Consider the following 25,509-nt stretch of genomic DNA (forward strand, 5'->3'; position numbering starts at 1 on the left):
CGCGGCCGCCGGCAAGGCTTGCGGCGCAGACTCCAGCGCCCAGGCGCCGTAGCAGGCGTGGGCGCGCGCCAGCTGGTTGCGGACATACATGTCGGCCAGCTTGTGCTTGATGCCCTGGAACGAGCCGATGGCGCGGCCGAACGCATGCCGCGTGCGGGCATGCTCGATGCTCAAGGCCAGTGCCGCATCGGCGCCGCCGATCTGCTCGAAGGCCAGCCACACGGCCGCTTCGTCCAGCACGCGCTGCAGGGCCGCCGCGGCCGGGAGCGCGCCGGCGAGGCGTTGCGCAGGCGCGGCCCGGAACTCGATGCGGGCCAGCGGCTTGGTGCTGTCCAGGCTTTGCAGTGGTTGGCGCAGCACGCCGGGGCCGTGCAGATCGACGACATACAGGCCGGGCCCTTCGTCGCCCTGCGCGCTGGCCACCGCCCAGTGCGCGGCCATGCCATCGGGCACCGGGAGCTTGATGCCGCTGAGCTTGCCGCCCACCACCTGCGCACGCTGCGCCGCCAGCTCACCGATGCCGACCAGCCCTTCGGCGGCCGCCAGCGTGGCGACGCGTTCGCCGCTGGCCAGGTCCGGCAGCAGCGCGCCGCACTGCGCCGGTGTGCCGGCATGCAGCACGCAGGGTGCGGCCAGGTAGATCGACGCGGCCACCGGCAGCGGCGCGAGGGCGCGGCCCAGCTCCTCGGCGATCAGCGCCAAGGTGCTGCCGCCCAGCCCGAGCCCACCATGGGCTTCGGGGATCGCCGCGCCCAGCCAGCCGAGTTCGGCCACCTGGCGCCACAGCGTGTGTGCAGCGGCAGCACCGCCCTCCGCATCGTCATCCAGCACGCGGCGCACAAAGCGCAAGTCGCAGCACTCGGCCAGCACGCGCCGCGCCTGGTGCTGCATCTCCTTCTGCTCGGGAGAAAAGTCAAAGTCCATTCAAGTGCTCCGCGACCGTGGGGGCCGGGCTGGCCTGATACATCGGATGGCCTCTCACGCTCTCAGCTGGTTGAACGGCAGGTGCTTGTCCACCCGCACGTCTTCAGGCAGGCCGAGGATGCGTTCGCCGATCACATTGCGCATGATTTCGTCGGTGCCGCCACCCAGGCGGTCGACCACCGAGCCCAGCCATTCGCTCTGCCACACGCCGGCCATCGGCGACGCATCGGCATCCATCACCGCGCCATGGCTGCCCATCAGGTCCAGTGCAAAAGCGGTCATCTCCTGCACCAGCGTGCCCAGCACCAGTTTGCCGATGGCAATCTCGGGACCGGGTTCCTCGTTACGCGCCAGCGCGGTGAGCATGCGCTGCACCGTCAGGCGCACACCCGCTTCGCGCAGATGGAACGAAGCGATGCGCTCGCGCACGCCGCCGTCTTCAATCGCCGGGCGGCCGCCGATGCGCACCTGGCGCGCCAGCCGGATCAGTGCGGCGATCAGCGGCTGCAGTTCTTTCACCGCGATGTTGCTGCGCTCACCGGCCAGGAAGGACACCACCACCTTCCAGCCCGCACCGACATCGCCGATACGGCAGGCATCGGGCAAGCGCAGCCCGTCCAGAAAGACTTCATTGAAATTGCTGCCGCCGGTGAGCTGGCGGATCGGCCGCGTGCTGATGCCGGACAGCTTCATGTCGACGATGAAGAAGCTCAGGCCCTTGTGCTTGGGCACGCTGGCATCGCTGCGCGCGACCAGCACGCCCCAGTCGGCCAGGTGGGCGTTGCTGGTCCAGATCTTCTGGCCGGTGATGACCCACTCATCGCCATCGCGTTCGGCGCGCGTGCGCACGCCGGCCAGGTCGGAGCCGGCGCCGGGTTCGCTGAACAGCTGGCACCAGACCTTGTCGGCGCGCAGCGATGGCCGGATCAACTCGCGGTGCAGCGGCTGGCTGCCATGCTTGATCAGCAGCGAGCAGCAGCCGCGGTTGACGATCATGAAGTGGTTGGTGGCCGGCACATCGAAGGCCGCCTCCTCCTGCATGAAGATCATGTGCTGCAGCGCATTGCCGCTGCGCCCGCCCAGTTCACGCGGGAAGTAGATGGCGCCGAAGCCTGCGTCGTACTTGCGCGCCTGCCAGGCCCGGGCTTGCGGAAACTCGGCGCTGAAGTCGCCGGTTTCCTGGTTGATGGCCAGCGAGTTGGCGGCGTCGCGCGGGGGCGCATTGGCGGCCAGCCAGGCGCGCGCCTCGGCGCGGAAGGCGGCCTCTTCGGGGGTGTCGTTGAAGTCCATCAGTTCACTCGGCGATCATTCACTCAGCGATCTGCAGTGCCACCTTGCCGAACTGCTCGGCCTTGGGTGCGCCCGCCAGGGCCTCGGGCAGTTGTTCGAAGGGCCAGACCGCTTCGACGACGGGCTCGATGCAAGCCCGCGCCACTTCCGCGGCCATGGCGCGGTGGGCCGCCAGTGAGCCGCCGTTGCAGCCCACGACGCTGAGCTGGTGACCCAGCAGCAACGGCAGGCTGATGCCCAGCTCGGGGCTGGCTCCTAGCGCGCCAACGACGCAGCAGGTGCCGCCAGGCTGCAGTGCAGCCAGTGATTGCGCGATGGTCTGCGCGCCGCCGGGGTCCAGCACCAGCGCGGCGCCTTCGCCCTGCGTGATGTCGTGCACCGCCGCGGCCCAGTCGGGCCGGCTCTGGTAGTTGATGAGCCGCGTGGCGCCCAGCGCCTGGGCCCGCGCCAGCTTGTCGTCGTTCTTCGATGTGACGATGACCCGCGCGCCGGCCGCCAGCGCGAATTGCAGCGCCAGCAGCATCAGCCCATTGCTGCCCTGCGTCACGACCCAGTCGCCGGGCCTCAGCGCGCGCTGGCTGCGCAGCGCGCACCACGCGGTGAGGCCGGCAAACGGCAGCGCCGCGGCCTGGGCATCGCTGAGGTGATTCGGCACTTCGACCAGTGCGGCCGCATCGGCCAACATGAATTCGGCGAAACAGCCATCGCGCTGCAGGCCGCCGAGCGAGGTGGCGGCGATGGCCTGGGCCGCGATGCGCTCGGCCGTGTAGCCCTGAATGAACAGCGGGCTCACCCGCTGGCCGATGACCCAGCCAGACACGCCCGGGCCCAGCGCCGCGACCTCGCCGACACCCTCACCGCCCAGCACGCGGCCCGACGCATCAGCACCGGCGCCATAAGCCCCCAACGCCATCTTGTGATCGCGCAGCGCCACTGAAGCAGCACGCAGGCGCAGCAGCACCTGGCCCGGGCCGGGGCGCGGGGTTTCGCGTGTCTCGAGCTTCAGCCGCTCGAGGCCGGCACCGTGGCTGACCCAGGCTCGCATGGGATCATCTCGACAGGATGGTGACGCAGCTCGAACCCGGGAAGCCGTAGACATGCGTCAGCCCGGTCTTCAGCGCACGCGGCACCTGGTGCGGCCCGGCCACGCCGCGCAGCTGGCGACAAATCTCGTAGATCTGGCGCAGGCCCGAAGCACCGATCGGCTCGCCATTGGCCAGCAGGCCGCCGTCGGTATTGGTCGGCAGCCGGCCGGTGCGCGCGGTGGCGCCATCGTGAATCCAGGCCTCCTGCTCGCCATGCCGGCACAGGCCCAGCTCGGCCAGGTGCATGATTTCGTGGCCGACCTCGGTGTCCTGGCACTGCACGATGTCGATCTCGTCCGGCGCCATGCCGGCAGCCGCATAGGCCGCCTGCGATGCCAGCTCGGTCGCGCCGAGCGTGGCCCGTGTCAGGAACGAGGTGCTCTGCACGTCAAACGATCCCGACAGCCGCGAACTGAACTCGCCGGCACGCAGGTAGATCGGTGTGCCGGTGAAGCGGTGCGCGATGCTGGCGCGGCAGACGATGGCCGCCGCCGCACCATCGCTTGGCGAACAGAAGTGGTACTTGCGCAGCGGATCGCAGACCATGCGCGAGCTGTCGATCTCTTCAGCGCTGAGTGCGCTGCGCCGCCAGGCCGCGGGGTTCAGCGCGCCGTTGGCGAAGGCCTTGACGGCAGTGCGTGTCAGCGTGGCGGGCGTGATGCCGTGCTCGTGCATGTAGCGCTGCAGCTTCATCGCGAAGAACTGCGGGTTGACGGCCAGGCCGGCCTCGCCGTACCACTGCGGCAGCCCGGTGGAGGCCATGCTGTCGCCCGACGAGAACGCACCCTTGGGATGCTGGTCCAGCCCGATCGCGATGCCCACGTCGGCCCGGCCGGCGCGGATCGCGTTCACCGTGTTCAGCAGCAGGTTGCCGCCGGTGGCGCAGCCGTTGAAGAGCTTGCTGAACGGGATGCCGGTGAGGCCGAGAAACTTCACCATGGTCTCGGGCATCATCACCGACAGGCTGCCGGCATAGGCCACCTGCACGTCCTTCCACTGCACCCCTGCATCGGCCATGGCCTGGCGCGCGGCGACCACGCCCATTTCGATGGCCGAGACCTTCTCGTGGCGGCCGAAGGGGTAGAGGCCGACGCCGATGATTGCGATATCCGGGTTCATGCTGCTATTCCGTTCGGGGTGCTGGGGGCTGTTTGGGGGCTGTCTCGCTGCGCTTCATGCGGCGACCGGTCGAAATGCATAGCTCACGATGTGAGCGCCATCCGCATCGGTGTGCAGCGTCTCGGTGGTCAGCTCCATGGTCATGCCGATGCGCAGCTGCGCCGGGTCGTTCACGGTCAACCGGCCCTGCACGCACAGGCCTTCGGGCAGCTCGACATAACCGACGCCGAAGGGCACGAAGCCCTCCACCGCGCCGGCATACGGCGGCACCGGCGGCACGAAGCCCTGCACGGTCCAGGTCCACAGCGTGCCGCGGCGACTCAGGGGCTGGCGTTCGACGGCCAGCCCGGCGCAATGCGGGCAGTTGTCCTGTGGCGGAAAGTGGAAGCTGCCGCAATCGGTACAGCGGCCACCGATCAGCTGCGGCGTGGCCGAGGGCCAGGTGAACAGGCCGTCGTGCAGCGGGATGTCGTTTGTCATCGTGTCCTCTCAAGTCTCGATTCAGGTGATCTCGAGCAGGGCCGCGGCGCCCATGCCGCCGCCCACGCACATCGTCACCACGGCATACCGCACGCCGCGGCGCCGGCCTTCGATCAGCGCATGGCCGACCAGGCGCGATCCGCTCATGCCGAAGGGATGGCCGATGCTGATGGCGCCGCCATTGACGTTGAGCCGATCGTCGGCAATGCCCAGCACGTCGCGGCAGTGCAGCACCTGCACCGCGAAGGCCTCGTTCAACTCCCACAGCCCGATGTCATCGATGCCCAGGCCATGCCGCTGCAGCAGCCGCGGCACCGCGAACACCGGGCCGATGCCCATCTCGTCCGGCGCGCAGCCGGCCACTGCGAAGCCGCGGAAGATGCCCAGCGGCGCGAGGCCCGCCCGTTCAGCGCGGCGCGCGTCCATCAGCACGCAGGCCGAGGCGCCATCGGACAGCTGGCTGGCATTGCCGGCCGTCACCACGCCGTGTTCGCCGACCACCGCCTTCAGCTTGGCCAGGCCCTCGGCGCTGGTCTCCGGGCGGTTGCCTTCGTCGCGCATGAACTTCAGCGCTTGGGTACCGGTCACCTGGCCTTGCTTGTCGCGCAGTTCCTGCAGCACATCCACCGGCACGATCTCGGCATCGAAACGCCCTGCCGCCTGGGCGGCTGCGGTGCGCTGCTGGCTGCGCAGCGCGTAGGCGTCCTGCGCTTCGCGGTTGATGCGATAGCGCGTGGCGACGTTCTCGGCGGTGGCGATCATCGTCGCGTAAACGCCGGGCCATGACGCCATCAGTTCAGCATCGACCGTGCGATGACGGTTGCGATGGTCCTGCACCAGCGACACCGATTCCAGCCCACCGGCCACCACCAGCTCGGCCTCGCCGCAGCGGATCTGGTTCGCGGCGATGGCGATGGCGTTGAGGCCGGATGCGCACTTGCGGTCCAGCGTCGCCGCCGGCACCGAATCCGGCAGGCCAGCGCGCAAAGCCGCCTGGCGGGCGATGTTGCTGCCGGTGGCGCCCTCTTGCCAGGCGCAGCCCAGCAGCACATCGTCGACCGCATCGGGTGGCACGCCGGCGCGCTGCAATGCGGCTGCTATGACCTTGGCGCCCAGGGTCGCGCCATGGGTGTTGTTCAATGCGCCGCGGCCAGCCCGGCCGATGGCGGTGCGCGCGGTGGCGACGATCACGGCGTCGTTCATCGTGCACGCTCTTTTTCTGGATTGGCCACAACGGTGTCGACAGCGGCACCTGCCGGCTCATCCGCGGCCGATGCCATCGCGGCCGCATCGCCACGCGCGGTGAGGTCGGCCCAGAAGGTATCGACACCCCGCGAGATCACCGCCTGGCCGAGTGCCTCGCTCCAGTGGCGGTCGTTGCCGAATTCGCTGCGCCAGGCCAGCAGGCGCTGCGTGAAGTGGCGCAGGTCGTGCTCGCGCGTGAAGCCGATGGCGCCGTGAACCTGGTGCGCGACAGCGTTGGCGCAATCGATCGCCAGGTTGGCACGCAGCTTCGCGGCGGCGATCTCGAAGCGGGCCTCGCCCACCGTGGCGCTGCGGCAGGCCGCGCGCGCCGCGCAGCCCACGGCCGCCACCTCGGCGCCGAAGACCGCCATCTGCTGCTGCACGGCCTGGAAGCTGGCGATGGGTTTGCCGAATTGCACCCGCTCGCGCACATGGGTGACGCTGCGCGCCAGCAAAGCCTCGAGCGCGCCGGCGATCTGGCCGACCCGCCACAGCGCGCCGTGGTACAGCAGCTCGCGCCCTAGCGCCGCATCGCAGCGGACCACCCGCGCATCCGCGCCATCGAAGCCCAAGCGGTCGCGCGGCTCACCGGCCGGGTTGTGGCCCTCGCGCAGCGTGGCCTCGGCGCGCGGCAGCATCAGCAGATGGTGGGCGCCGTCCTGGTCGATCACCGCCAGCACCTGCTCGAGGTGGCGACCCCAGGGCACGCCATGCAGCGTGCCGGTGAAGCGGCCGGCACGATCGAGCGAGCCGCTGGCAGCGCTGGCCAGCCCCAGCGGACCCGGGCCAGCCGGCAAGCCGTGGCGAACGGCCAGCGCGCGGGCCATCACTGTCTCTGCCAGCGGCAGTGCCACCGCATGGCTGCCCAGGGCCTGGGCGACGACGAAAGCATCGTCCCAGCTGCCGCCGTAGCCCTCTTGAGCCTCGGCCACCATCAGCAGCGGCAAGCCCATCTCGTCGAGCTGACGCCACAGCGCGGTGTTCCAGCCTTCGGACACGGCCGACTGCGGCTGGGCATGGTCGGCAAACAGGCGTTGCAGCGTGTCGGCCAGGAGGGTGCGTTGTTCGTGGCTCATCTCAAACCCAATCCCTTGGCAATGATTCCGCGCAGGATCTCCCGCGTACCGCCGCGCAAGGAAAACGACGGCGAGGTCTGCAGCAGCAGTACCAGCACACGGGCCAGCGGCGCTTCGTCTTCGAGCGTCACACTGCTATCCAGCAAGGCCTGCACACGCCGCGGCAAGGCCTGCTCGAAGCTGTTGCCCAGGTCCTTGACGATGGCCGCTTCCAGCGTCGGGTCTTCGCCCGCGGCCAGGCGGCCGGCCACCGACAGCGACATCTGGCGCAGCGTCCACAACTCGGCGCTGATCTGGCCGATGGCCATGCGCGTGGCTTCGCCCACCGCCGCGCCGGCCGCCTCGCTAGTGCCCACGTGACGCAGCCATTCGTCGAACAAGGCGTGGCTGGACAGGTAACGCTCCGGCCCGCTGCGCTCCAGCGACAGCTCGCTGGTGCACTGCGCCCAGCCCTGCCCTTCGGTGCCCAGCAGCATGTCGGCCGGCACCGGCACCTCGTCGAAGAACACTTCGTTGAAGTGCACCTCGCCGGCCAGGTCGACGATGGGCCGCACGCTCAGGCCCGGGCTTCTCATGTCGATCAGCAGCTGGCTCAGGCCCTCGTGGCGCCTGGCGCCTTCGGGCGCGGTGCGCACCAGCGCGATCATCATCTGCGCCTGGTGAGCATGGGTAGTCCAGAGCTTCTGGCCGGTGACGACCCAGCCGTCGCCGCGGCGCTCGGCACGGGTGCGCACGGCGGCCAGGTCGGAGCCAGCGCCGGGCTCGCTCATGCCGATGCAGAAGAAGCACTCGCCGCGGGCAATGGCCGGCAGCAAGCGCTGGCGCTGCGCTTCGCTGCCGTAGCGCAGCAGCGCCGGGCCGCTCTGGCGGTCGGCAATCCAGTGCGCGCCCACCGGCGCACCGGCGGCCAGCAGTTCTTCGAGCAGCACATAGCGCTCGAGCGCGCTGCGTTCGGCGCCGCCGTAGCGGCGTGGCCAGGTCAGCCCGATCCAGCCGCGCCGGCCCAGCCGGCGGCTGAAGCCGGCATCGAACACCGACCAGGCGTTGGCGCGGCGCTCGGCAGGGATGCCGCCGGGAACAGCGGCCATCTCGCCCCCGATGAAGTCGCGCACCTCGGCGCGCCAGGCGGCGATGCCGGGCGGCAGGGTGATGGGGTCGAAGCGAGGCAAGGACATGGCGGCAGATGCGTTCAGCGAAGCTTACCTAGTTAACTACGTTTGCGATGTTCGGGTGATCCCTGAGATCGGAATCGCCGAGTCTTCTTAAACTAAGAACACTACGTTAACCAGGTTATCGCGATGAGCATTCAGCTGTCCACCGATGGCGCCGTCGGCATCCTCACACTGCAGCGGCCCGAGAAGAAGAACGCCATGTTGCTGGCCATGCGCGACGAGTTGGCCGCCCTGTGCGAGCAGATCAACGACCGCCCGGAAATCCGCGCGGTGGTGCTGACCGGCGCCGGCACCGACTTCTGCGCCGGTGCCGACATCGGCGAAATGGGCATGGGCGGCCTCAACGGCTCGTTCCTGCGGGCGCGCCACATGCACAAGCTGATCCGTGCGCTGGCGCGGGTGCAGAAGCCGATGATTGCGGCGACCCGCGGCGTCGCTGTCGGCATGGGTTTCTCGATGGCGCTGGCGGCCGACTTGATCATCGCCTCCGAGACCACGCGCTTCTCGCAGATCCAGCGCAAGATCGCTCTGCCGCCCGACGCCGGCGGTGCCTGGTTCCTGGTGCGCCACCTGGGCGTGGCCAAGGCCAAGGACCTGGCCTTCTCGGCGCGTATGGTGGGCGCCGTCGAAGCCGCTGAACTCGGCTTCGTGCACAAGGTGGTGCCCGATGCCGCCTTGATGGACGAGGCGCTGGCGCTGGCCCATGAATACGCCGCTGCGCCGACCATCGCGATGGGCCTGGCCAAGCGCATGTTCGATGTCGCGGCCACGATGACGCTGGACCAGTTCATGGACCTCGAAGGCAGCATGCTGCCGCTGGCGGTGCAGGCCGAAGACTTCCGCGAAGGCACGCAGGCCTTCAAGGACAAGCGCGCAGCGAAGTTCACGGGGCATTGAGAGGGCCGCCGAGATGCCCACCGAGACGGCCACCAAACAGTCCACGGTGCTCGGCCCCGAGGCTGAGTTTCGCCGCCACCTGGCCGAAGGCCGATTCATGGTCCAGCGCTGCGCGGCCAGCGGCCGCCATGTGTTCCCGCCACGAGTCGCCGAACCCGGCAGCGGCGCGGCCTTGCAATGGGTGATGGCCAGCGGCGCGGGCACCGTGCATTCGACCAGCGTGGTGCGGCGCAAGCCGCCGGCGGCGGACTACAACGTGGCACTGATCGACCTGGCCGAAGGGCCGCGCCTGATGAGCACGGTGCTGGGCATGCCGGCGGACCATGTGCGCATCGGCATGGCGGTGATCGCGCGCATCGACAGCGGCGGCGAAGCGCCACGCATCGTCTTCGAGCCGGCCATCCCGGCCTGGGCAGCCACGCACAGCGCCGAGGCCGGCCAATGAGCAGCGGCAGCGGCTTCCCGCGCGGCCGCAGCGCCGTGGTCGGCGCGGCCACGTTCGGCGTCGGCAAGGCGCCGGGCTTCGAGGCCATCGAGCTGGCGGCGCGGGCCAGCCTGCTGGCGCTGGCCGATGCCGGGCTGACGCCCGCCGACGTGGACGCTGTCTTCATCGCCCAGCCGCAGGACACGCTGGCGACTCTGAGCTTCTGCGAATACATGGGCATCGACGCGCGGCTCACCGACAACAACCGCAGCGGCGGGTCGGCTTTTCTGCTGCACCTGGAGCACGCCGCACTGGCGCTGGACGCCGGCTTGTGCCAGGTGGCGCTGATTGCCTACGGCAGCAACCAGGCCACCGCCAGCGGCGCACTGGTGCAGACCAGCAAACCTTCGGCCTGGGAGACGCCCTACCAGCCGCTGCGCCCGATCACCGGCTATGCGCTGGCCACCGCGCGCCACATGCACCAGTACGGCACCACGCGGCACCAGCTGGCCGAGGTGGCCGTCGCCGCCCGGCGCTGGGCCCAGCTGAACCCCGAGGCCAGCGCACGCGAGCCCTTGGACATCGCCACGGTGTTGGGCGCGCGCATGGTCTGCGACCCCTTGAGCGTGCGCGATTGCTGCCTGGTGACCGACGGTGCCGCCGCCGTGGTGATGGTGCGTGCTGACCAGGCGCCCGACCGGCACGCACACCCGGTGTACCTGCTGGCCGCCGCGGCCGCGGTGACGCATGGCGACATCGCCGCGATGCCGGATCTCACGCTCACCGGTGCCGCGTTGTCGGGCCCGCGGGCCTTTGCGCAGGCCGGGCTGCAGCCAGCGGACATCGACGTGCTGCAGCTCTACGACGCTTTCACGATCAACCCCATCCTGTTTCTCGAAGACCTGGGCTATTGCGCCAAGGGCGAAGGCGGTGCGTTCGTCGAAGGTGGGCGCATCGCGCCGGGCGGCGCATTACCGGTCAATACCAGCGGCGGCGGCCTGTCGTATGGCCACCCGGGCATGTTCGGCCTCTTCACCATCGTTGAATCGGTGCGGCAGTTGCGCGGCGAGTGCGGTGCCCGCCAGGTGGCTGGCGCGCGGCTGGCGCTGGCGCATGGCAACGGGGGCATCCTGTCCAGCCAGGCCACCGCGATCTTCGGCACTGCGGAGACTCTGTGATGGCGGGCTTCGCTCCCAAGGCACAGCCATGAGCAGCGACCACGACAGCTACGACCAGCAATACATCGCGACGCATGCGAAGGCGCATGCGCCGGCCATCACACTCGAAGACGAGACACCACGCTTCGGCCTGCTGGACCACGCAAAGACTGATCTCTGGGAAGAATCCGCCTTCGCGCTGGTGGCCGAGAGCGGTGACCATGACCTGCTGCTGTGGACAGCAGGCTACCTGCTGGAAGCCAACGGCCGTGGCGTGTGGATCGACCAGGCCAGCGCCGAGCGCGACCTGATGTTCATCTCCGTGCCGCGCAGCCAGCGTGGCCGCATGACAGACAACAACTTCGTGCGCACCGGCTGGCACCGCGGCGAACGATTTGCGCGCGACGCGGTGCGCATCGAGCAGAGCGAAGAGCGCGTGGTCTGGACCTTCGACCAGCAGCAGTTCATCTCAGAGCCCGGTGCCCAGCCGCCGGCCTGGCGCGTGGCCGGACCGGTGGCCGGGCTGGATCTCGATCTAACTTACAAACAGATCGGCCATCCGCTGTGGAACTGGGGGCCGTTTGCCGGTGCGGCGCAGGCCCAGCGCGGCGGCTACGACGTGTTCGCGCGCGTGGACGGCAGCATCACCGCGGGCGAGCGGCGCTTCGACATCGTCGATGGCCAAGGGGTGCGTGAGCACATCCTGGTCGGCCAGGCTGCCGACCCGATTCGCAACCTGCCGGCACCGCGCGTGATGTGGTGGCTGTATGCCACCAAGGGCGATATCGGCATCAACTTCTTCCGCCCCGGCAGCGTGGACATCGGCACCGTCTATGTCGGCCAGCGCGAGATCAAGTTCAACCCCGCCGCCGGCATGGGCAGCATCCGCTACGACACGCTGGAACATTGGGAAGACCCGCGCAGCGGCTACCATCTGCCGGTGCACTGGCGGCTGCAGATGCACAACGCCGAGGCCACCGTGGAGCTGGACATCCACTGCCACGGCCGCGCCTACGAATACTGGACGCTGGATGCCGGCGTTCGCCTGTACTGCTACCAGATCTGCACCGGCCATGGCTTCGTGCAACTGGCCGACGGCCGCCGGGACGTGTTCGAAGACCACCTGCTGCTGAACTCGTTCAACCGCACGATCCTCGTGCGCCAGGAGCGTTTCGAAGGCGCGTTGTACGAATAGTCGCCGCGCGCTGCCACCTTGCTCATTCCGCTCCGGGCGGGCCGCCGGCAGGAGATGGCGGCCATCTCGGGCGCTCACGCACTGTTCACCAACATCGTGCTGGCATGGAACACGTATCGCAGGGACAGCGTCGTGGCGAAGCTCAACCGTGACGGCGTCGGCATCGAGGAGGACTGGCTCGCCGGCCGTGCGTTCGCGCTGGCCGCCGACCGGACGCAGGCGATGAAGGTACTGCTGAGCTTCGACTGAGCGGCCATGCAGCTCGATGTCGTCACCGTGGGGCAAGGCGATGGTGCCAGTCGTCCGCACACTGAATTAACGTCTCCGGGTGCCGCAAAGTCATTGACACGTTCCCCTCGGCCAAGCATCGCGGAATGGATTGGTGGCCTGCTGCACGAGGTCCGCGCTATCTGCCCGGACGCGGCGCCGTTTGCAGCAGCTCGGCGACTTTCTCTTTCCAGGATCTTGCGAAGTAGGCCGTCGCGTGGCCGGCCGTCTGATCGCTTGCCGGAATCAGGAACACTCGCCCCTTCCTCACGCGTTTGACTTCGCGCTCGAGGATGCCAAGCTCCGGGGGGTTTCGCTCGTCATCGGTGGAATTGATGGCCAGGAGTTCCGCTTGGATCCTTTCGAGCCCGGCAGAGGCGTTGTAGTCGCGCGAAGATTCGTATTGGTAGAGAACATCGTTGGCATCTGCCGAAAAGGGGGCGGCCAGCCGCTGGTTGACGATGCTGTCGGCTTTCTCTCGCGAAGGCGCAGCTTTCTGCAACGCGAGATTGCCGCCCAAGGTGGCCAGGCTGTAGAACACCGAGGCAAACCTGGCGCTGGCAAGGGGCTTGGCGTAGTTGCCGTTCATCCACTCCGGATCATTGCGAATGGAGTCGATGACAAGCCGCCTGAGCATCCAGTTTCGGCCCGACATCTCCGTCGGAAGGGAAGCCATCGGCACCGCGATGTCCATCAGCTCGGGATACTTCTGGGCGAAGATCCAGGTCTCCATCCCACCCATCGAGAAACCGACAACGGCTCTCAAACGGCGTATGCCCAGGTGCTCGGTCACCAACCGGTACTGGGCTTCGACCATGTCCTCGTACGTGTATTTCGGGAAGCTGGCTCGCAGACCATCCGAGGGCTTGCTCGACTTTCCGTGGCCGATGGCGTCGGGAAGGATCACGTAGTAGCGGCTGGCGTCCAGTGGCTGACCGGGACCGAACAGTTCACCGCCGAAGCTGGGCCCGAGCATGCTTGCCCCCGATTGGGTGGTGCCATGCAGTATGAGGACAGGCTCCCCCGTCGGGGCACCGACCGTCGTGTAGTGAACCCGGAGTTCGGGGATCACTTCACCGGATCGGAAGCGAAAGTCACGAATCGTCCAGTCGCCCTCTTTCGGCGTTGGAACTTCGGCGGCGATTCCGGCAACTGCCGTGAACAAGACCGCCACAGTACAGACGACCCTGAACACCATTCGTTCGAATTTCATGCGCATCCAAGACCCGTGAGACTGCGCATCACTGTAGCGAGTCACTGGCCCGCGCGCTGTTCTCGTTCGGACGCGTTGCTGTTCTCAAGTGGACAAGCAGCAGGGGTGTCACAAGATACAAGATGCATCTACCTGGGAACCGAGCGCTGTGTCTCGATGCTTGGTCGGGGTCAGCCCGTAGCGGTGCTTGAACTCGCGGGCGAAGTGCGCTTGCGTCGAGAATCCGCAGCCCAGCGCGATGTCCCCGATGGGCGAGGTCGAATGGACAGGATCGGCCAGCAGCCGATGCGCCAGGGCCAGGCGTTGCTGCCAGATCCACTGCGTCACGCTGCATTCGTGCTTCTCGAACACCCGATTGAGGTTTCGCAGCGACATCGCCATGTGGCGTGCGACGGTCTCGGCGTCGAGTTCCGAGGCTGCGAGGTGCTCGGCGATGAAGCGCTCCGCACGCAACAGGCGCAGGGCCGCAATGTCGCCGGGCCTCGAGCCCGGATGCTGCATCGGGCGCAGCAGCATCCGCAGGCTCGCGCGAATCTGCTCGTCCATCGAAGGCACCCGCTCTCGGAGCGGGTTCTCGATGAAGCCGAGGATCCGGTCCCGAAGCGGCTGGGTCAGCAGCCGCCCCGCGCGAAGACTGCCGTCGATCCTGAGCAGCGACGACGGTGCCGGGCCACTGCCCGACTCGAACAGTTCGTCTGCGCTGATGTCGATCATCAACTGCCGCATGGGCCGGGTGAACCCGTACAGATACGGCTTCGTCGTGCCGTAGATGATGAGGTCGCCGCCATGCACGGGCGTGCAGCTGCCGGCCTGGTAGAAGAATGCGTCGCCCTCCAGCAGCAGGCAGGCGAACACGGCGTCCTTGGGGTGCCGGCGCACGATGGGCATCGTGCGTTCCACAACATGTTCATTACCGGTAATGTCGGCAATGCGAAGCGAGCCAAGGTCGTAATTTCGCTGGCGCGCACACAGCCCCTCGCTGGCGTAGGACGAGCACCGCAAGCCGACGAGCTCCGACCTCGTGTACGACTCCCAGTAGCGCAGGCGATCGCGGACAGGCACAAAGTCCGTCGACCCTTCCTTGACAGGAACATGCCTGCCTTGCCCCGCAGTAAGAGATTGCATGAGGTGTCGACGTGGTCGACCGCAGTTGCTGTTCGGTTCAGCTCATCGTAGCAGCGGCAATCGCCAGGGTCCGACCGATCAGGGGAATCCATGAGCCGCCATCGTTGTCCAAGCGGGACAAACAACTCGTCTCCTTCGGAACAGCCGTTCAGGTCCTCGGCTGACAGAGTGAGCTCATCACGCTTTGTGCAGGGAGACACCGATGACGGCAACAAGCGAATTCTGGCGCAGCATCCCGCCCATTACGAATGTTTTCAAGCCTGACGCGAAACCTGAAGTACACATCGCCAATGCGGCGACGGACGACGTGCGCTACTACGTTCCCTTCAGCGAGACGGTGTCCTCTCGCCCGCTGTGGATTTCGCCGAGCGAGAACAGGTGGGCAGACGTGTTGCGCGCCGACAAGCCGGGGCTGGTCAACCGGCACTATCACCCGCACGAGGTCTTCGCCTACACGATCTCCGGAAAGTGGGGCTATCTCGAACACGACTGGATCGCGACGGCCGGCGACTTCGTGTTCGAGACGCCCGGAGAAAGCCATACGCTGGTTTCGTACGAGCACCCCGATCCGATGCTGGTGTACTTCATCGTCAAGGGGCCGCTGATCTGGCTCGACGAGAAGGGCGGCTCCACGGGCCACTTCGACGTGCACGACTACATCGCGCTGTGCCGTGAGCACTACGAGAAGGTCGGCATCGGCGCCGCGCACGTCGACACCCTGTTCCGCTGAGCCGGCTCACCTGACCGCGATGAAGGCGCTGCGTTGGCACGGACCGCGAGACCTGCGTCTCGTCGACCTGCTGGAGCCCTCGCTTCGGCCTCGCGAAGTGCGCATCCGTGTCGCCTATTGCGGCATCTGCGGCAGCGACTTGCACGAGTACGTCGACGGTCCCCACGCAATCCCGGTGGACTGCCCTCATCCGATCTCGGGCCGCCGAGCGCCGCTGACGCTGGGGCATGAGTTCTGTGGCACGGTGGTCGAGTCCGCCGACCCGGGCGTCGCCGTCGACGCACGGGTGGCCATCGAGCCCGAGTACCGTTGCGGAGCGTGCGACTACTGCCTGCGCGGCCAGTACAACCGCTGCACGTCGATGGGTTTCATCGGCCTGATGGGTGACGGCGGAATGGCCGAATCGGTCGTCGTGCCGTCGTACACCGTGCATCCGCTTCCCGACGAAGTGGGCTTCGACCAGGCGGCTGCGCTCGAGCCGGCGGCCGTGGCCTTGCACGCGGTGCGGATGAGCGGGCTGCAGGCGGGGGACGCCTGCGCGGTGTTCGGCATGGGGCCTGTTGGCCTGCTGACCGTGGCCATGCTGCGCCAGTGCGGTGCGGGAGACGTCATTGCGGTCGATGTCAATGCAAAGCGCCTGGCGATGGCGGGCTCGATGGGAGCCAGCGGCGCCGTCGATGCGTCTCGGGAGGACAGCACCAGCGCGATCCTCGGGGCGACGTCAGGCCGCGGCGCCGCGATCGCCTTCGAGGTCGCGGGATCGCAAGCCACGCTGGACGCCACGCTCGGGTGTCTGCGCAAGGGAGGCGAGGCCATGCTGGTCGGCTTGATGGGCAAGGCGCAGGTGGACATCTTTGACACCGTCAACCGCGAACTGCGGCTGACCGCCAGCGTGGGATACCGGGATGTCTTCCCGACGCTGATTGCATGGACGGCGCGGGGTCTCATCGACCCCGCAGCCATCGTCACACGAAAGGTGTCACTCAGGCACGCGGTGCCGCAAGGGTTCGACGCGCTGCTCGCCGACAAGGGCCAAGTCAAGGTGCTGGTTGCGCCATTTGATGCAGACCCAGAATGACTTTCTTGCCAGTCCATGTCGCAGTGAAAGCTGCGTCGTGCCGCTGTCGTGTTCCCTGTCAGTCAATCGAAAGGTCAGCGTGGTGACATGCGGGCCGGCCGGCCTGCGCGCTTTCACTAGGCCGGCGCGCAAACGCCGCCACTAAACTTCCAGGGCAAATCGGCTGGGACACACGATGCATCACACACACTGGTCGACGAACCGGGTCCAGGCCTGCGATCGCGCGCAGGCCTGGAGCAACATCACCACGCGCTACTTCGGCCGCCTGCGCGTTTCCAGCCTGGACGACGGGCCGCTGGATGCCTCGCTGGATGCCTTCGACGTCGGCTCACTGCGCATGTACCGCATCGACGCACCGGCTCACCACATCGAGCGCGACGCCGCGTGCGGCGAACTGCCGACCGACGAGTTCTACAAACTGGTGTTGCAGGTTGGCGGCCGCGGCATCGTCCAGCAGCAGCAGCGCCGCGTTGTGCTGCAGCCCGGCCACTGGATCCTCTATGACCCCCGTGCGCCGTATTCGATCACCAACCCCGAGCGCTGCACGCTGCTCGTGACGCAGGTGCCGCGCGCCTTGCTCGCCGGCTTGCGCCTGCCCGCGCCACATGCGGGTGAATCGGGCACCGACAACGTGGCCGGCTTGCACGGCGTGTTCGGCAGCTACCTCCGCGCGCTGAGCGACCAACTGCCTGGCCTGCCGGACGGTGTTGGCCAAGCGGTCAGCGAGTCCGTCATGGGCCTGCTCGGCTCGACGCTGGCTGAAACCCTGCGGCGCATCGGCGAGCCAGTGCCCCTGCCCTCGTTGCTCAAGATGCGCGCGCGCCAGTACATGATGACGCATCTTTCCGATCCGGAGCTGAGCATTCAGCGCATCGCCGACGCGCTTCGCTGCTCCAAGCGCTACTTGCACCGCGTGTTCGAGGACGACGAGGTCAGCCTGGAGCGTCAGATCTGGAACAGCCGTCTGGAACGCTGTCAATCGGCGCTCGCCCATGAAGCCAACGCCCACCGTTCTGCCGCCGAGATCGGCTTTGCCTGGGGCTTCAGGAGCAGCGCGCACCTCAATCGCCTGTTCAAACAGCGCTACGGCCTCACACCCGGTGCGTGTCAACGCCGGGCTGCCGAGACCCGGAGCGGCGCGCTGACGCAGTAGCGCACAGGCAGTGGCGCACAGCCCGATGGGTGCGTGGTGGCAGCACAGCGCCCCAACCCGTTTGCGTTCACCGGCGGTAGTGGCCCTCGGAATTGATATGCACCAGCTCGACAAAACGTGATCCGGTGGCGTTGCCGCCGGTGAAGTCGAAGTCGATGCCGCCGATGCGGGTCTTCAGCCCGTGCATCGCCGCGTGCAGCGAGCCACGGGTCAGGTTGCGCCCGGCGCGGCGCAGGCCTTCGAGGAGCACCTGGCCGTTCAGGTAGCCCTCGTAGACGTGGTAGGCCAGCGGCAGCTTGGCCGCTTCGCATTGCTTGTGGAAGGCTCGCGCAGTGGGATCCGATTCGCTCCACGGATACGGCACCACCTGCGACGTGGCCAGGCCACGCATCTTGGCGCCCATGGCCTTGGCCACCTGATCGCTGGGCACCACCGACATGCCGTAGAACGACGGCGATGCGCCGGCTTCGCCGATCGTCAGCATCAGCTGCGCCACCGGCGCGCCACCGGCGAACAAGACGACGGCCTGGGCATTCGCCGCGGCCAGTGCCTTGCCGGCCTCCACCGCGTTGCTGCCGTCGTTCTTCACCGCGGCGGCACCCGCCAGGTCCTTGACCTTGCCCTCGGCAAGCACCGCGGCTTTGATCTGCGCCAGCACCTCCTGGCCGCCCGGGTTGTCCAGGTACGCCACGGCAATGCGGCTGATGCCAACGGTGCCCAGGTGCTGCACCAGCTTGGTGGCTTCGCGGCCATAGGTGGCACGCACGAAGTAGGCGGCGCCGCTGGACTTCTCGCGCGCGCTATCGGACAGCGCGAAGTTGCCGATCAGCGGCGCGTTGCTTTCCTTCAGGATGGGCAGGGCTGCCACCGTCGTGGCCGAGCCCACGCAGCCGAAGAAGGCGAACACCTTGTGCTCGGCCAACAGCGCCTTGTAGTTGGCGAGGGCACGCTCGGGCTTCAGTTCGTCATCCAGCGAGATCAGCCGCAGCTTGCGGCCGGCGATACCGCCTCGGTCGTTGGCGTCTTCGAACGCAAGCCTCGCGCCAGCGTTGAAACCCTGCAGTGCAGGGCCCAACGGACCGCTCAGCACGGCGCTCTGACCGAGCAGGATCTCGCTGTCGCCGACGCCCGATTCGGCAGCAAAGATCGAACCGGCCGTGCCGGCCAGGGAAGCCAGCAGCAGCTGGCGACGCTTGTTCATGACGGTGTCCTTCCAACTTCAAGCGCCGCACCCAAGCTCTTCATCAGACCTCCGTGAGCGGCCGAAATGCGGATGCCGGCAAGGTGCAACGGAACTCACGACCCCATTCGTCGTATTCCGCTTCGCTGCCGTTGCCCACGAACAGCGGTGACCACAAGAAAACGCGCGCATAGATTCGGCAGCGTGATTCGCCCGATGTGACTTGGGGCGACTCCCGCAGCGACCGCTTGAGCGATCCGATGTCGCGGCGCACCGCCGCCATGCGCAGACCTCCGCCAGCCGGGCTGTCGATCAACAGCGTTTCGGCGGCTGTGCCTGGTGTACGCCGTTGCCACTGCGCGCCGCCGGACAGGCCAGGCACACCGGTGCGCGCAAAGCTCGTCCACGCGTCGCCCATGGCCTGCGCGACGGCGCGCCTGCCCGCTCGGTTGAATGCCGTGTTGACGCCGAAGATGTCCAACTCGCCCGCGGTGTCACGGAAGGCGAACGCCATTTCCATGCCGTGCGCGGCGCCGAGCAGGATGTCGGGTCGTACGAATGGAACGGCGGGCGTTTCATCCCAGTCGAAGCGGTAGGTCCAGACGTCGCCGTGTCCGCCGGCAAGCATCGCATCGGCGGGTGCTTCGACATGCAGCGAGCGCCAGGCCTGCGAGTAGAAGCCCGATTCAGTGATGTACTCGGCGCGATCCCGCAGCAAAGGCAGCTTGCCGAACAGCAGCCGCACATGCTGGGGCTTGTCGGCCAGGAAGGTGCGGTACTCATCGCGGTTGCTGCCCAGGATCACCGGCACGCGGTTCCATGCGCCGCGGCGAAAAACCTCGCACAGCGGATCGCGTGGCAGCACCACGCCATCGCGCACGGGACGTGGGCACAGATAGATGCCGACGCTTCCCGGCTTGAAGACGCTCAACAGTTCTTCGGGTTTGAGTGAGCGCAGCCAGGTCGCCAGGTCGGTGGCGGGCATGGCATGCAGCGCCTGATCAGCGGCGTCGGCATCCCGCGCCTTGCCGGCTGCGGCCCATAACCTGGCGACCACCTCGCGCGCGCTGGTACGGTGGCTCTCCAGCGCAGCGTCATTGCGCTCGGTGGCCTCATCGACGCTGAAGGTTTCGGCCACCGGCGACTGTGCGATGGCGCGGTGGAAGAGCCCTGCGGCCAAGGGGCTGGCCAGCAGGGTCAGCACGTTCTGACCGCCGGCGGACTCGCCGAAGATCGTCATACAGCCCGGGTCGCCGCCGAAAGCCGCGATGTTGTCTCGCACCCAGCACAGCGCGGCGATCAAGTCCAGCGTGCCGAAGTTGCCGGAGCGCTCTTCGGGCGTGGCCGCGTCAGCATCGTGCAGCGCGGGGTGGGAGAACCATCCGAGCACGCCGAGCCGGTAGTTGACGGTGACGACGACCATGCCATCGTGCGCCGCGTAGTTGCGTGCGACGTCGTAGCTGGCCGATGTGCCGACCGCGTTGCCGCCACCGTGGATCCACACCATCACCGGACGCCGCTGGCCGCCGGTGGGCACGGCTGCGGGCGCCCAGGCGGGCGCGAAAACGTTCAGCGACAGACAGTCCTCATCGCCCACGATGCGGCCGTACAGCTTGGCCGGCACCGGCGCCAGCAAGCCTGCGTACTGGGGCGCCATCGGCCCGTGTTCCAGAGCCTGTAGCACGCCGTCCCAGGCGGCTACCGGCTGCGGTGCGCGCCAGCGCAAAGCCCCGATGGGCGGCCGCGCGTAACGCATGCCACGCCAGGCATGCGTGCCGTCCGCTTCGCGGGAGCCGATCAGCTCACCGCCCGCCACGCGGCGGCGGGTATCGGGGTGTGGGGCGCTTGACTTGTTCATCTACTTCGCCACGTCCGAATTCTCGGCATCACGAATCGCCGCCACGGCGTCGACCGCGAGGATGTACCCGTCCGTGGACGCCTTGACCATGGCATGGGTGACCTGTGCGACGTAGTTGCTGTGGTCGCCGTACAGGCTCTTCAGCTCCGCAGGCGTGTAGTCGCGATGCCACCCGGAAATGCTGCACGGGAACGCCGCGCCATTGGGTGCTTTCTGGTCCGCTGTCGGTGCGGTGAACTGGGCCAGGCGAACGCCACCCTTGACCTTGCCATCGGTATCACGAACCAATCCGCCCGAGGCATCCCGTTCGAAGTTCATCGAGGGCGCTGCCGGCGTGCCGGTCCTGATCCAGCGGCGCACCGAATCGATGGCGTTGCTGAACACGAGTCCCACATCCACCGTCGTGAAAGGCGGCAACGTGGTGCATGTCGGCTGTATCCATTGCGTGAACGAGATCGGTCCGCCCGGGCCGATGATGGACTGATCGCGAGCGACGATCGCGTCGATGTAGTGCGAGCCGTACAGCGATGCGTGCGTCGCGCCGGCGACATCCCACCGCCGCGTGAACTCCGACGTCGTCCACGGGCCGACGAGCACCGCAAATGCCTCGGACTGAACGCTGATCGCCGGAACCCGCTGATCCGAACGCAATTGGCCCGACATATCCCAGTAGGCGAAACCATTGATCACGCCGGCCAGAGGCTGGACCCCGTTGTAGTAACTCTGCAGACGAGCGGCAGACTGCGACTGGCCGATAGCGATCACGTCTGCAACGACCAACCCAGGCATGGGCGCGCTGCTTCCGCCTGCGTTCTGCTTCAGCGCTTGTGTGATTTGCGTGAAGATGTCGAACGACAGCGGGTCGCCGGCGCAGAGGGAGGTGCCGGTGGTGCCGGACGTACCGTCGGCGCCGCACGCGTTCACGTCCACCGACAGTCCCGCATAGCGCGTCGGGCTCCATGTCTTGAGTCTCTCGACGCCGACGCGCTGCGCCGACACGACAGCCACCGCGTAGCCCTCGCGCAAGAGGTACTTCGACGCCTCCGCGTTGGCGAATTCAAAGTCGGCTCCGACGGTGACGTTGGTCCACTCAACGACAAGCGTGCCGTTGAACTTCTCCCGCGCCGGCGTCCTCACCATCACTCGCGTGCGGTAAGCCCAACCGCCATCGAGCACGGTCGCAGTCTGCAGCGAGGCGCCTCCTGCAAAGCCCGGTGCGCCGCCTCCCACCCCCGTGTAGCGATTGGCCTTGCCCTCGGCATAGAACTCCCGCGCGGTGTATCCAGCCGCAGCCAGATCGACGGCTGTCGCCGACATCGGCGTGGTGCCGGGGACCTTCACTTCCGTGAGTACCGCAGCGGGCGGCTCGGGCACGGCATTCGTTTCAGACCCTCCGCCGCCTCCGCAGCCCTGAACTGCCATGGCAGTCAAGAGCACCAGAGAAGGGAAAGCCAGCCTGTTCAGACGCAATCTGTTCATGTCTCTCTCCTGGTTCATTTCTGATGTTTAACGGCGACGAACCCGTCCTTGGCGTGGCGCTGGGCCACCGTCCGCTTCTTCATGCGAGGTAGCTGCCATGCAGAATCTCGGGTTGTTCGCGCAGCGCCAGCGCCCCGCCCGACCACACCGTCCGGCCCCGCTGCAGCACACAGGCGCGGTTCGCCAGCGACAGCGCGAGCGTGGTGAACTGCTCGATCAGCAGCACAGCGGCGCCGTCGGCCGCGGCACGCCGCACCACCTCGGCCAGGCGCCGCACGACCAGCGGCGCGAGACCGAGCGACAGTTCGTCCACCACCAGCACCTTGGGGCGGGCGAGCAGGGCCTGTGCCATGCAGACCATCTGCTTCTGGCCACCCGAGAGCGTGCGGCCGGGCTGCGCGAGCTTGGCCTCGAGTTCCGGCAGGATCTTCAGCACGCGCGCAATGGCCGGCTCGACCTCGGCAGCGGGCAGCAGCATCGCCGCGGCCCGCAGGTTGTCATGCACCGACAGGCTGCCGAGCAGGTGGTGACCCTCGGGCACGATGGCCAGCCCGGCGCGGCGCACCGCGTCGGGCGAGAGGCCTTCCAGCGCCGTGCCGTGCACACGCACGCGGCCCTGGCTGCGTGCGACGGCGCCGGCCAGCGCGAGCACGATGCTGGACTTGCCGGCGCCGTTGGGGCCGAGCAGCGCAACGATCTCGCCGGCCGCGACGTCGAGGTCGAAGCCGTGGACGACGGCCTTGCCGCCTCGTGAAACGTGGAGTTGGCGAACTTCGAGCATGGCGATTCGTGAAGGGTCAAGCGCCCAGGTAGGCCTGGCGCACGGCCGGGTCGTCGAGCACCGCGCGCGTGGCGCCCAGCGCAATGCGGCGACCGAAGTCCAGCACCAGGGTCTGCGTGCAGATGGCGGCGATCAGGTCGACGTCGTGGTCGATCAACAGCACCTGGGCGCCGAAGTTGGCCGGGATCGCCGCAATCGCATCGCGCAGCACCCGCGACTCGCGTTCGTCGAGGCCGGCGCCGGGTTCGTCGAACAGGATCAAGCGCGGCACGCCGACCAGGGCCTTCGCCACCTCCACCATGCGGCGCCGGAACAGGTCGAGTTCGGCGCCCGGCACAGCGGCGCAATCCAGCAGCCCGGCGTGCTCGAGCGCCCGCTGCACCTGTGCGTCGGCCTGGTCACGGCGATGCGGCACATGGTCGAGCATGGCCTGCACGTTGTCCCAGACGCTCAGGTCCTCCACCACCTGTTCTGTCTGGAACGAGCGACGCAGGCCGAAGCGCACGCGGCGCGCGGTGTTGAAGCCAAGCAGCGCCGTGTCGTCCACCCTCACCTCGCCCACCTTGGCCGACACGAAGCCGCTGAGCAGGTTGACGAGCGTGGTCTTGCCCGCGCCGTTCGGGCCGATCAGGCCACACACCGGGGCGTCGAGCACCGCATCAAGCGCATCGATCGCGACGACGGCGCCGAAGGCCACGGTGAGGCCGCGGATCTCGATCATGTCTGCCCCCTTGCCCGCAGGCGCTGGAGGGTGGCCAGCCACTGACCGGCCAGCCCGCGCGGCGCGGTGATCAGCGCATGCAGCAGCGCGGCCCCGAAGAACACCATCGCCAGGTAGCCGTTGACACCCAGATCGACCAGCAGCGAGGGCACGGCCCGCAACAGCAGACCGGCCACCAGCGCGCCGACCCAGTGATAGGCGCCGCCGATCAGCGTCAGCGCGAACAGCATCACCGACTCGCTCGCGGCGAACGCACGGCCGTCGAGCTGTCCCACGGCACCGGCCAGCAGGGCGCCGGCGACCCCCGCACACAGGCCGGCCAGCCCGAATGCCCACGTCTGGTACAGCAGCACGTTGACACCCGCGCCCTCGGCCACCGCCTCGCCACGGCGGATCAGCGCCCAGGAGCGGCCGGCCCGCGTGCGCCGGTGCAGTTCCAGCAGCGCCAGCATGGCGGCCAGCCAGGCAGCGACGTAGGCGAAGTACGCGCCCTCACCTTGCGCGATGGCGGGGCGCGGCAACATCAGCCGCTCGCTGCCACTGATGCGCCCGAGGAAGCCTGCACCGCCGTCGGGGAAACCCGTCGCGCTGATCACCACCTGGAAGCCCCCGGCCAGCATCAGCGTCACGAGCGCCAGGTACAGCCCTTTCAGGCGCAAGGCCGGCAGACCGGCCAGCATGCCCACCACGCCGGCTGTCAGCCCACCGGCCAGCACGCAGGCCTCGAACGGCCAGTGCAAGCCATGGCCTACCCGCAGCGCGACCCAGCCGCCGACGCCCAGCAGGGCGTACTGGCACAGGCTGACCAGGCCGAGCTGGCCATACAGCAGCGCCACACCGGCGGCCGCGACGGCCAGCGCCAGAGACGATGTCAGCGTCTTGATCCAATAGGCGTTGGCCAGCCAGGGCACGAGCGCACCCACCACCAGGACGACGAGGACCATGCGCAGCAGGCCCAGGCGGGCGGCACGCCGCTCGCGTTGAATGGAGTCGGGAGTCATGCTTTCCGGGAGACGTCGCGCCACAGCACGATGGCCAGCAACGCAATGAGAAACGGAGTTGCGGTGCGGAACGGCGAGAAGCCGGGCACCAGCACCGCGACAGCTTCCAGCATGCCGATGGCCAAGCCGGCCGCCACGGTGACCGGCAGCGACGACAAGCGGCCGATGATGGCTGCGGCAAATGCCGGGATGACGAGGAAGGTCAGCACCGTGGCTTGCAGCCGAACGATGTTGCCCAGCAAGAGCCCACACACGCCAGCGAAGGCGCCCGAGATGACCCAGGCCGCCGTATCCACCTGAAGCACGCGAATGCCCAGGATGGCGCTCAGGCCCCGCTGATCGGCCAGCGCCCGCATCGCCAGGCCGATGCGCGTGCGGGCCAGCAGCAGCCCCACCGCGGCCATCATCGTTACCGCGGCCGCGATGCCCAGAACGCGCGTGTAGGTGAGCCGCACATCGGCGAACTCGATCGCGCCTGCATCGGTGGGCAGCACGAGCCGGCGTGGCTGCTCGCCCCAGAACCATTCGGTGAAACCGAGCACCACGAGCGCCAGTCCCAAGGTGCCGATCGAGCGCACCGTGGGTTCTCGCTCGGCCAGGCGCGGCGCGAGCAAGCGGCCATAGGCCAGCGAGATAGTGACCGAGGTGGCGACCGCAGCCAGCGCGGCCAGCGCCAAGGGCCAGCCGTGGTCGAGCGCCGACCAGGCGACGTAGGCGGCCACCGCCCCGAGCGCACCGAACGCGAAGTTCAGCACGCCCGACGACCGGAACAGAACGACGAGGCCCACACCGGACAGGGCGTACACCGCGCCGACACCCAGGCCCGCCACCAGGAACGGGGTCAGATCAGGCATCTCGC

25 protein-coding genes are annotated in these 25,509 nt (G+C 68.1%); 8 read left to right on the forward strand and 17 right to left on the reverse strand.

Going from position 1 to position 25,509, the window contains the following annotated elements:
- The 8 genes from VLK61_RS15720 to VLK61_RS15755 form a co-directional block, all read right to left on the reverse strand.
- Positions 1-924: acyl-CoA dehydrogenase family protein (locus tag VLK61_RS15720; RefSeq protein WP_325422556.1), on the reverse strand; the 924-nt coding region annotated here is incomplete at its 3' end.
- 54 nt (positions 925-978) lie between these two features.
- The gene (locus VLK61_RS15725) at positions 979-2,214 is read right to left on the reverse strand and encodes an acyl-CoA dehydrogenase family protein (protein ID WP_325422557.1); all 1,236 of its coding nucleotides are present in this window, start codon (positions 2,212-2,214) and stop codon (positions 979-981) included.
- A 19-nt stretch (positions 2,215-2,233) separates the two neighbouring features.
- The gene (locus VLK61_RS15730; RefSeq protein WP_325422558.1) at positions 2,234-3,259 is read right to left on the reverse strand and encodes a zinc-dependent alcohol dehydrogenase family protein; all 1,026 of its coding nucleotides are present in this window, start codon (positions 3,257-3,259) and stop codon (positions 2,234-2,236) included.
- A 4-nt stretch (positions 3,260-3,263) separates the two neighbouring features.
- Positions 3,264-4,418 carry a thiolase family protein gene (locus tag VLK61_RS15735; RefSeq protein ID WP_325422559.1) on the reverse strand — a complete coding sequence of 385 codons (1,155 nt, stop codon included), beginning with the start codon at positions 4,416-4,418 and terminating at the stop codon, positions 3,264-3,266.
- 54 nt (positions 4,419-4,472) lie between these two features.
- Positions 4,473-4,898 (reverse strand): Zn-ribbon domain-containing OB-fold protein, encoded by a 426-nt coding sequence (locus tag VLK61_RS15740; protein ID WP_325422560.1) that lies wholly within the window; start codon positions 4,896-4,898, stop codon positions 4,473-4,475.
- Between the two features lie 21 nt (positions 4,899-4,919).
- Entirely contained in the window at positions 4,920-6,101 is a 1,182-nt protein-coding gene (locus tag VLK61_RS15745) for an acetyl-CoA C-acyltransferase (protein ID WP_325422561.1), read from the reverse strand.
- Complete coding sequence (locus VLK61_RS15750; protein WP_325422562.1) at positions 6,098-7,219, reverse strand: acyl-CoA dehydrogenase family protein; 1,122 nt, start codon at positions 7,217-7,219, stop codon at positions 6,098-6,100. Before VLK61_RS15750 ends, VLK61_RS15745 begins: the two co-directional genes overlap by 4 nt.
- Positions 7,216-8,394 carry an acyl-CoA dehydrogenase family protein gene (locus VLK61_RS15755; RefSeq protein WP_325422563.1) on the reverse strand — a complete coding sequence of 393 codons (1,179 nt, stop codon included), beginning with the start codon at positions 8,392-8,394 and terminating at the stop codon, positions 7,216-7,218. The genes VLK61_RS15750 and VLK61_RS15755 overlap by 4 nt, the downstream gene beginning before the upstream one ends.
- 123 nt (positions 8,395-8,517) lie before the next feature.
- Here VLK61_RS15755 and VLK61_RS15760 point away from each other — a divergent pair, with 123 nt between their 5' ends.
- The 5 genes from VLK61_RS15760 to VLK61_RS32250 are packed head-to-tail and all read left to right on the forward strand — an operon-like array spanning position 8,518 to position 12,313.
- Complete coding sequence (locus VLK61_RS15760; protein ID WP_325422564.1) at positions 8,518-9,288, forward strand: enoyl-CoA hydratase/isomerase family protein; 771 nt, start codon at positions 8,518-8,520, stop codon at positions 9,286-9,288.
- Between the two features lie 13 nt (positions 9,289-9,301).
- The gene (locus VLK61_RS15765; protein WP_325422565.1) at positions 9,302-9,733 is read left to right on the forward strand and encodes a Zn-ribbon domain-containing OB-fold protein; all 432 of its coding nucleotides are present in this window, start codon (positions 9,302-9,304) and stop codon (positions 9,731-9,733) included.
- Positions 9,730-10,890 (forward strand): acetyl-CoA acetyltransferase, encoded by a 1,161-nt coding sequence (locus tag VLK61_RS15770; RefSeq protein WP_325422566.1) that lies wholly within the window; start codon positions 9,730-9,732, stop codon positions 10,888-10,890. The genes VLK61_RS15765 and VLK61_RS15770 overlap by 4 nt, the downstream gene beginning before the upstream one ends.
- A 28-nt stretch (positions 10,891-10,918) precedes the next feature.
- Positions 10,919-12,064, forward strand: coding sequence for a hypothetical protein (locus VLK61_RS15775; RefSeq protein ID WP_325422567.1), 1,146 nt, complete (start codon positions 10,919-10,921; stop codon positions 12,062-12,064).
- An 18-nt stretch (positions 12,065-12,082) separates the two neighbouring features.
- On the forward strand, positions 12,083-12,313 hold the full coding sequence (locus VLK61_RS32250) for a hypothetical protein (protein WP_414636820.1): 231 nt from the start codon (positions 12,083-12,085) through the stop codon (positions 12,311-12,313).
- Positions 12,314-12,470: 157 nt separating this feature from the next.
- Here VLK61_RS32250 and VLK61_RS15785 read toward each other — a convergent pair whose 3' ends face one another.
- Both VLK61_RS15785 and VLK61_RS15790 read right to left on the reverse strand, forming a co-directional pair.
- Positions 12,471-13,550: an alpha/beta fold hydrolase gene (locus tag VLK61_RS15785; RefSeq protein WP_414636819.1), complete on the reverse strand. Its 1,080-nt coding sequence runs from the start codon at positions 13,548-13,550 to the stop codon at positions 12,471-12,473.
- 102 nt (positions 13,551-13,652) lie between these two features.
- A complete protein-coding gene (locus VLK61_RS15790; RefSeq protein WP_325422569.1) occupies positions 13,653-14,669 on the reverse strand; it encodes an AraC family transcriptional regulator in 1,017 nt (338 codons plus the stop codon).
- Between the two features lie 202 nt (positions 14,670-14,871).
- Here VLK61_RS15790 and VLK61_RS15795 point away from each other — a divergent pair, with 202 nt between their 5' ends.
- The 3 genes from VLK61_RS15795 (at position 14,872) to VLK61_RS15805 (ending at position 17,630) form a co-directional block, all read left to right on the forward strand.
- Positions 14,872-15,399 (forward strand): 2,4'-dihydroxyacetophenone dioxygenase family protein, encoded by a 528-nt coding sequence (locus tag VLK61_RS15795; protein ID WP_325422570.1) that lies wholly within the window; start codon positions 14,872-14,874, stop codon positions 15,397-15,399.
- Between the two features lie 19 nt (positions 15,400-15,418).
- Positions 15,419-16,477: a 2,3-butanediol dehydrogenase gene (locus tag VLK61_RS15800; protein ID WP_325422571.1), complete on the forward strand. Its 1,059-nt coding sequence runs from the start codon at positions 15,419-15,421 to the stop codon at positions 16,475-16,477.
- Between the two features lie 175 nt (positions 16,478-16,652).
- On the forward strand, positions 16,653-17,630 hold the full coding sequence (locus VLK61_RS15805) for a helix-turn-helix domain-containing protein (RefSeq protein ID WP_325422572.1): 978 nt from the start codon (positions 16,653-16,655) through the stop codon (positions 17,628-17,630).
- 67 nt (positions 17,631-17,697) lie between these two features.
- Here VLK61_RS15805 and VLK61_RS15810 read toward each other — a convergent pair whose 3' ends face one another.
- From VLK61_RS15810 to VLK61_RS15840, 7 genes are all read right to left on the reverse strand, one after another.
- Positions 17,698-18,831: an ABC transporter substrate-binding protein gene (locus VLK61_RS15810; protein ID WP_325422573.1), complete on the reverse strand. Its 1,134-nt coding sequence runs from the start codon at positions 18,829-18,831 to the stop codon at positions 17,698-17,700.
- A gap of 43 nt (positions 18,832-18,874) precedes the next feature.
- Positions 18,875-20,668: a carboxylesterase/lipase family protein gene (locus VLK61_RS15815; protein ID WP_325422574.1), complete on the reverse strand. Its 1,794-nt coding sequence runs from the start codon at positions 20,666-20,668 to the stop codon at positions 18,875-18,877.
- Positions 20,669-22,147, reverse strand: a complete 1,479-nt coding sequence (locus tag VLK61_RS15820) for an alpha/beta hydrolase domain-containing protein (protein ID WP_325422575.1) — start codon at positions 22,145-22,147, stop codon at positions 20,669-20,671. It abuts the gene before it with no gap.
- 79 nt (positions 22,148-22,226) lie between these two features.
- Positions 22,227-22,928, reverse strand: coding sequence for an ABC transporter ATP-binding protein (locus VLK61_RS15825; protein WP_325422576.1), 702 nt, complete (start codon positions 22,926-22,928; stop codon positions 22,227-22,229).
- 16 nt (positions 22,929-22,944) lie between these two features.
- Entirely contained in the window at positions 22,945-23,649 is a 705-nt protein-coding gene (locus VLK61_RS15830; protein ID WP_325422577.1) for an ABC transporter ATP-binding protein, read from the reverse strand.
- Positions 23,646-24,650: a branched-chain amino acid ABC transporter permease gene (locus tag VLK61_RS15835; RefSeq protein WP_325422578.1), complete on the reverse strand. Its 1,005-nt coding sequence runs from the start codon at positions 24,648-24,650 to the stop codon at positions 23,646-23,648. Before VLK61_RS15835 ends, VLK61_RS15830 begins: the two co-directional genes overlap by 4 nt.
- Positions 24,647-25,504 carry a branched-chain amino acid ABC transporter permease gene (locus tag VLK61_RS15840; RefSeq protein WP_325422579.1) on the reverse strand — a complete coding sequence of 286 codons (858 nt, stop codon included), beginning with the start codon at positions 25,502-25,504 and terminating at the stop codon, positions 24,647-24,649. Before VLK61_RS15840 ends, VLK61_RS15835 begins: the two co-directional genes overlap by 4 nt.
- Positions 25,505-25,509: the final 5 nt, after the last annotated feature.

It is taken from the genome of Aquabacterium sp. (genome assembly GCF_035476535.1).
GTDB lineage: Bacteria > Pseudomonadota > Gammaproteobacteria > Burkholderiales > Burkholderiaceae_C > Pseudaquabacterium.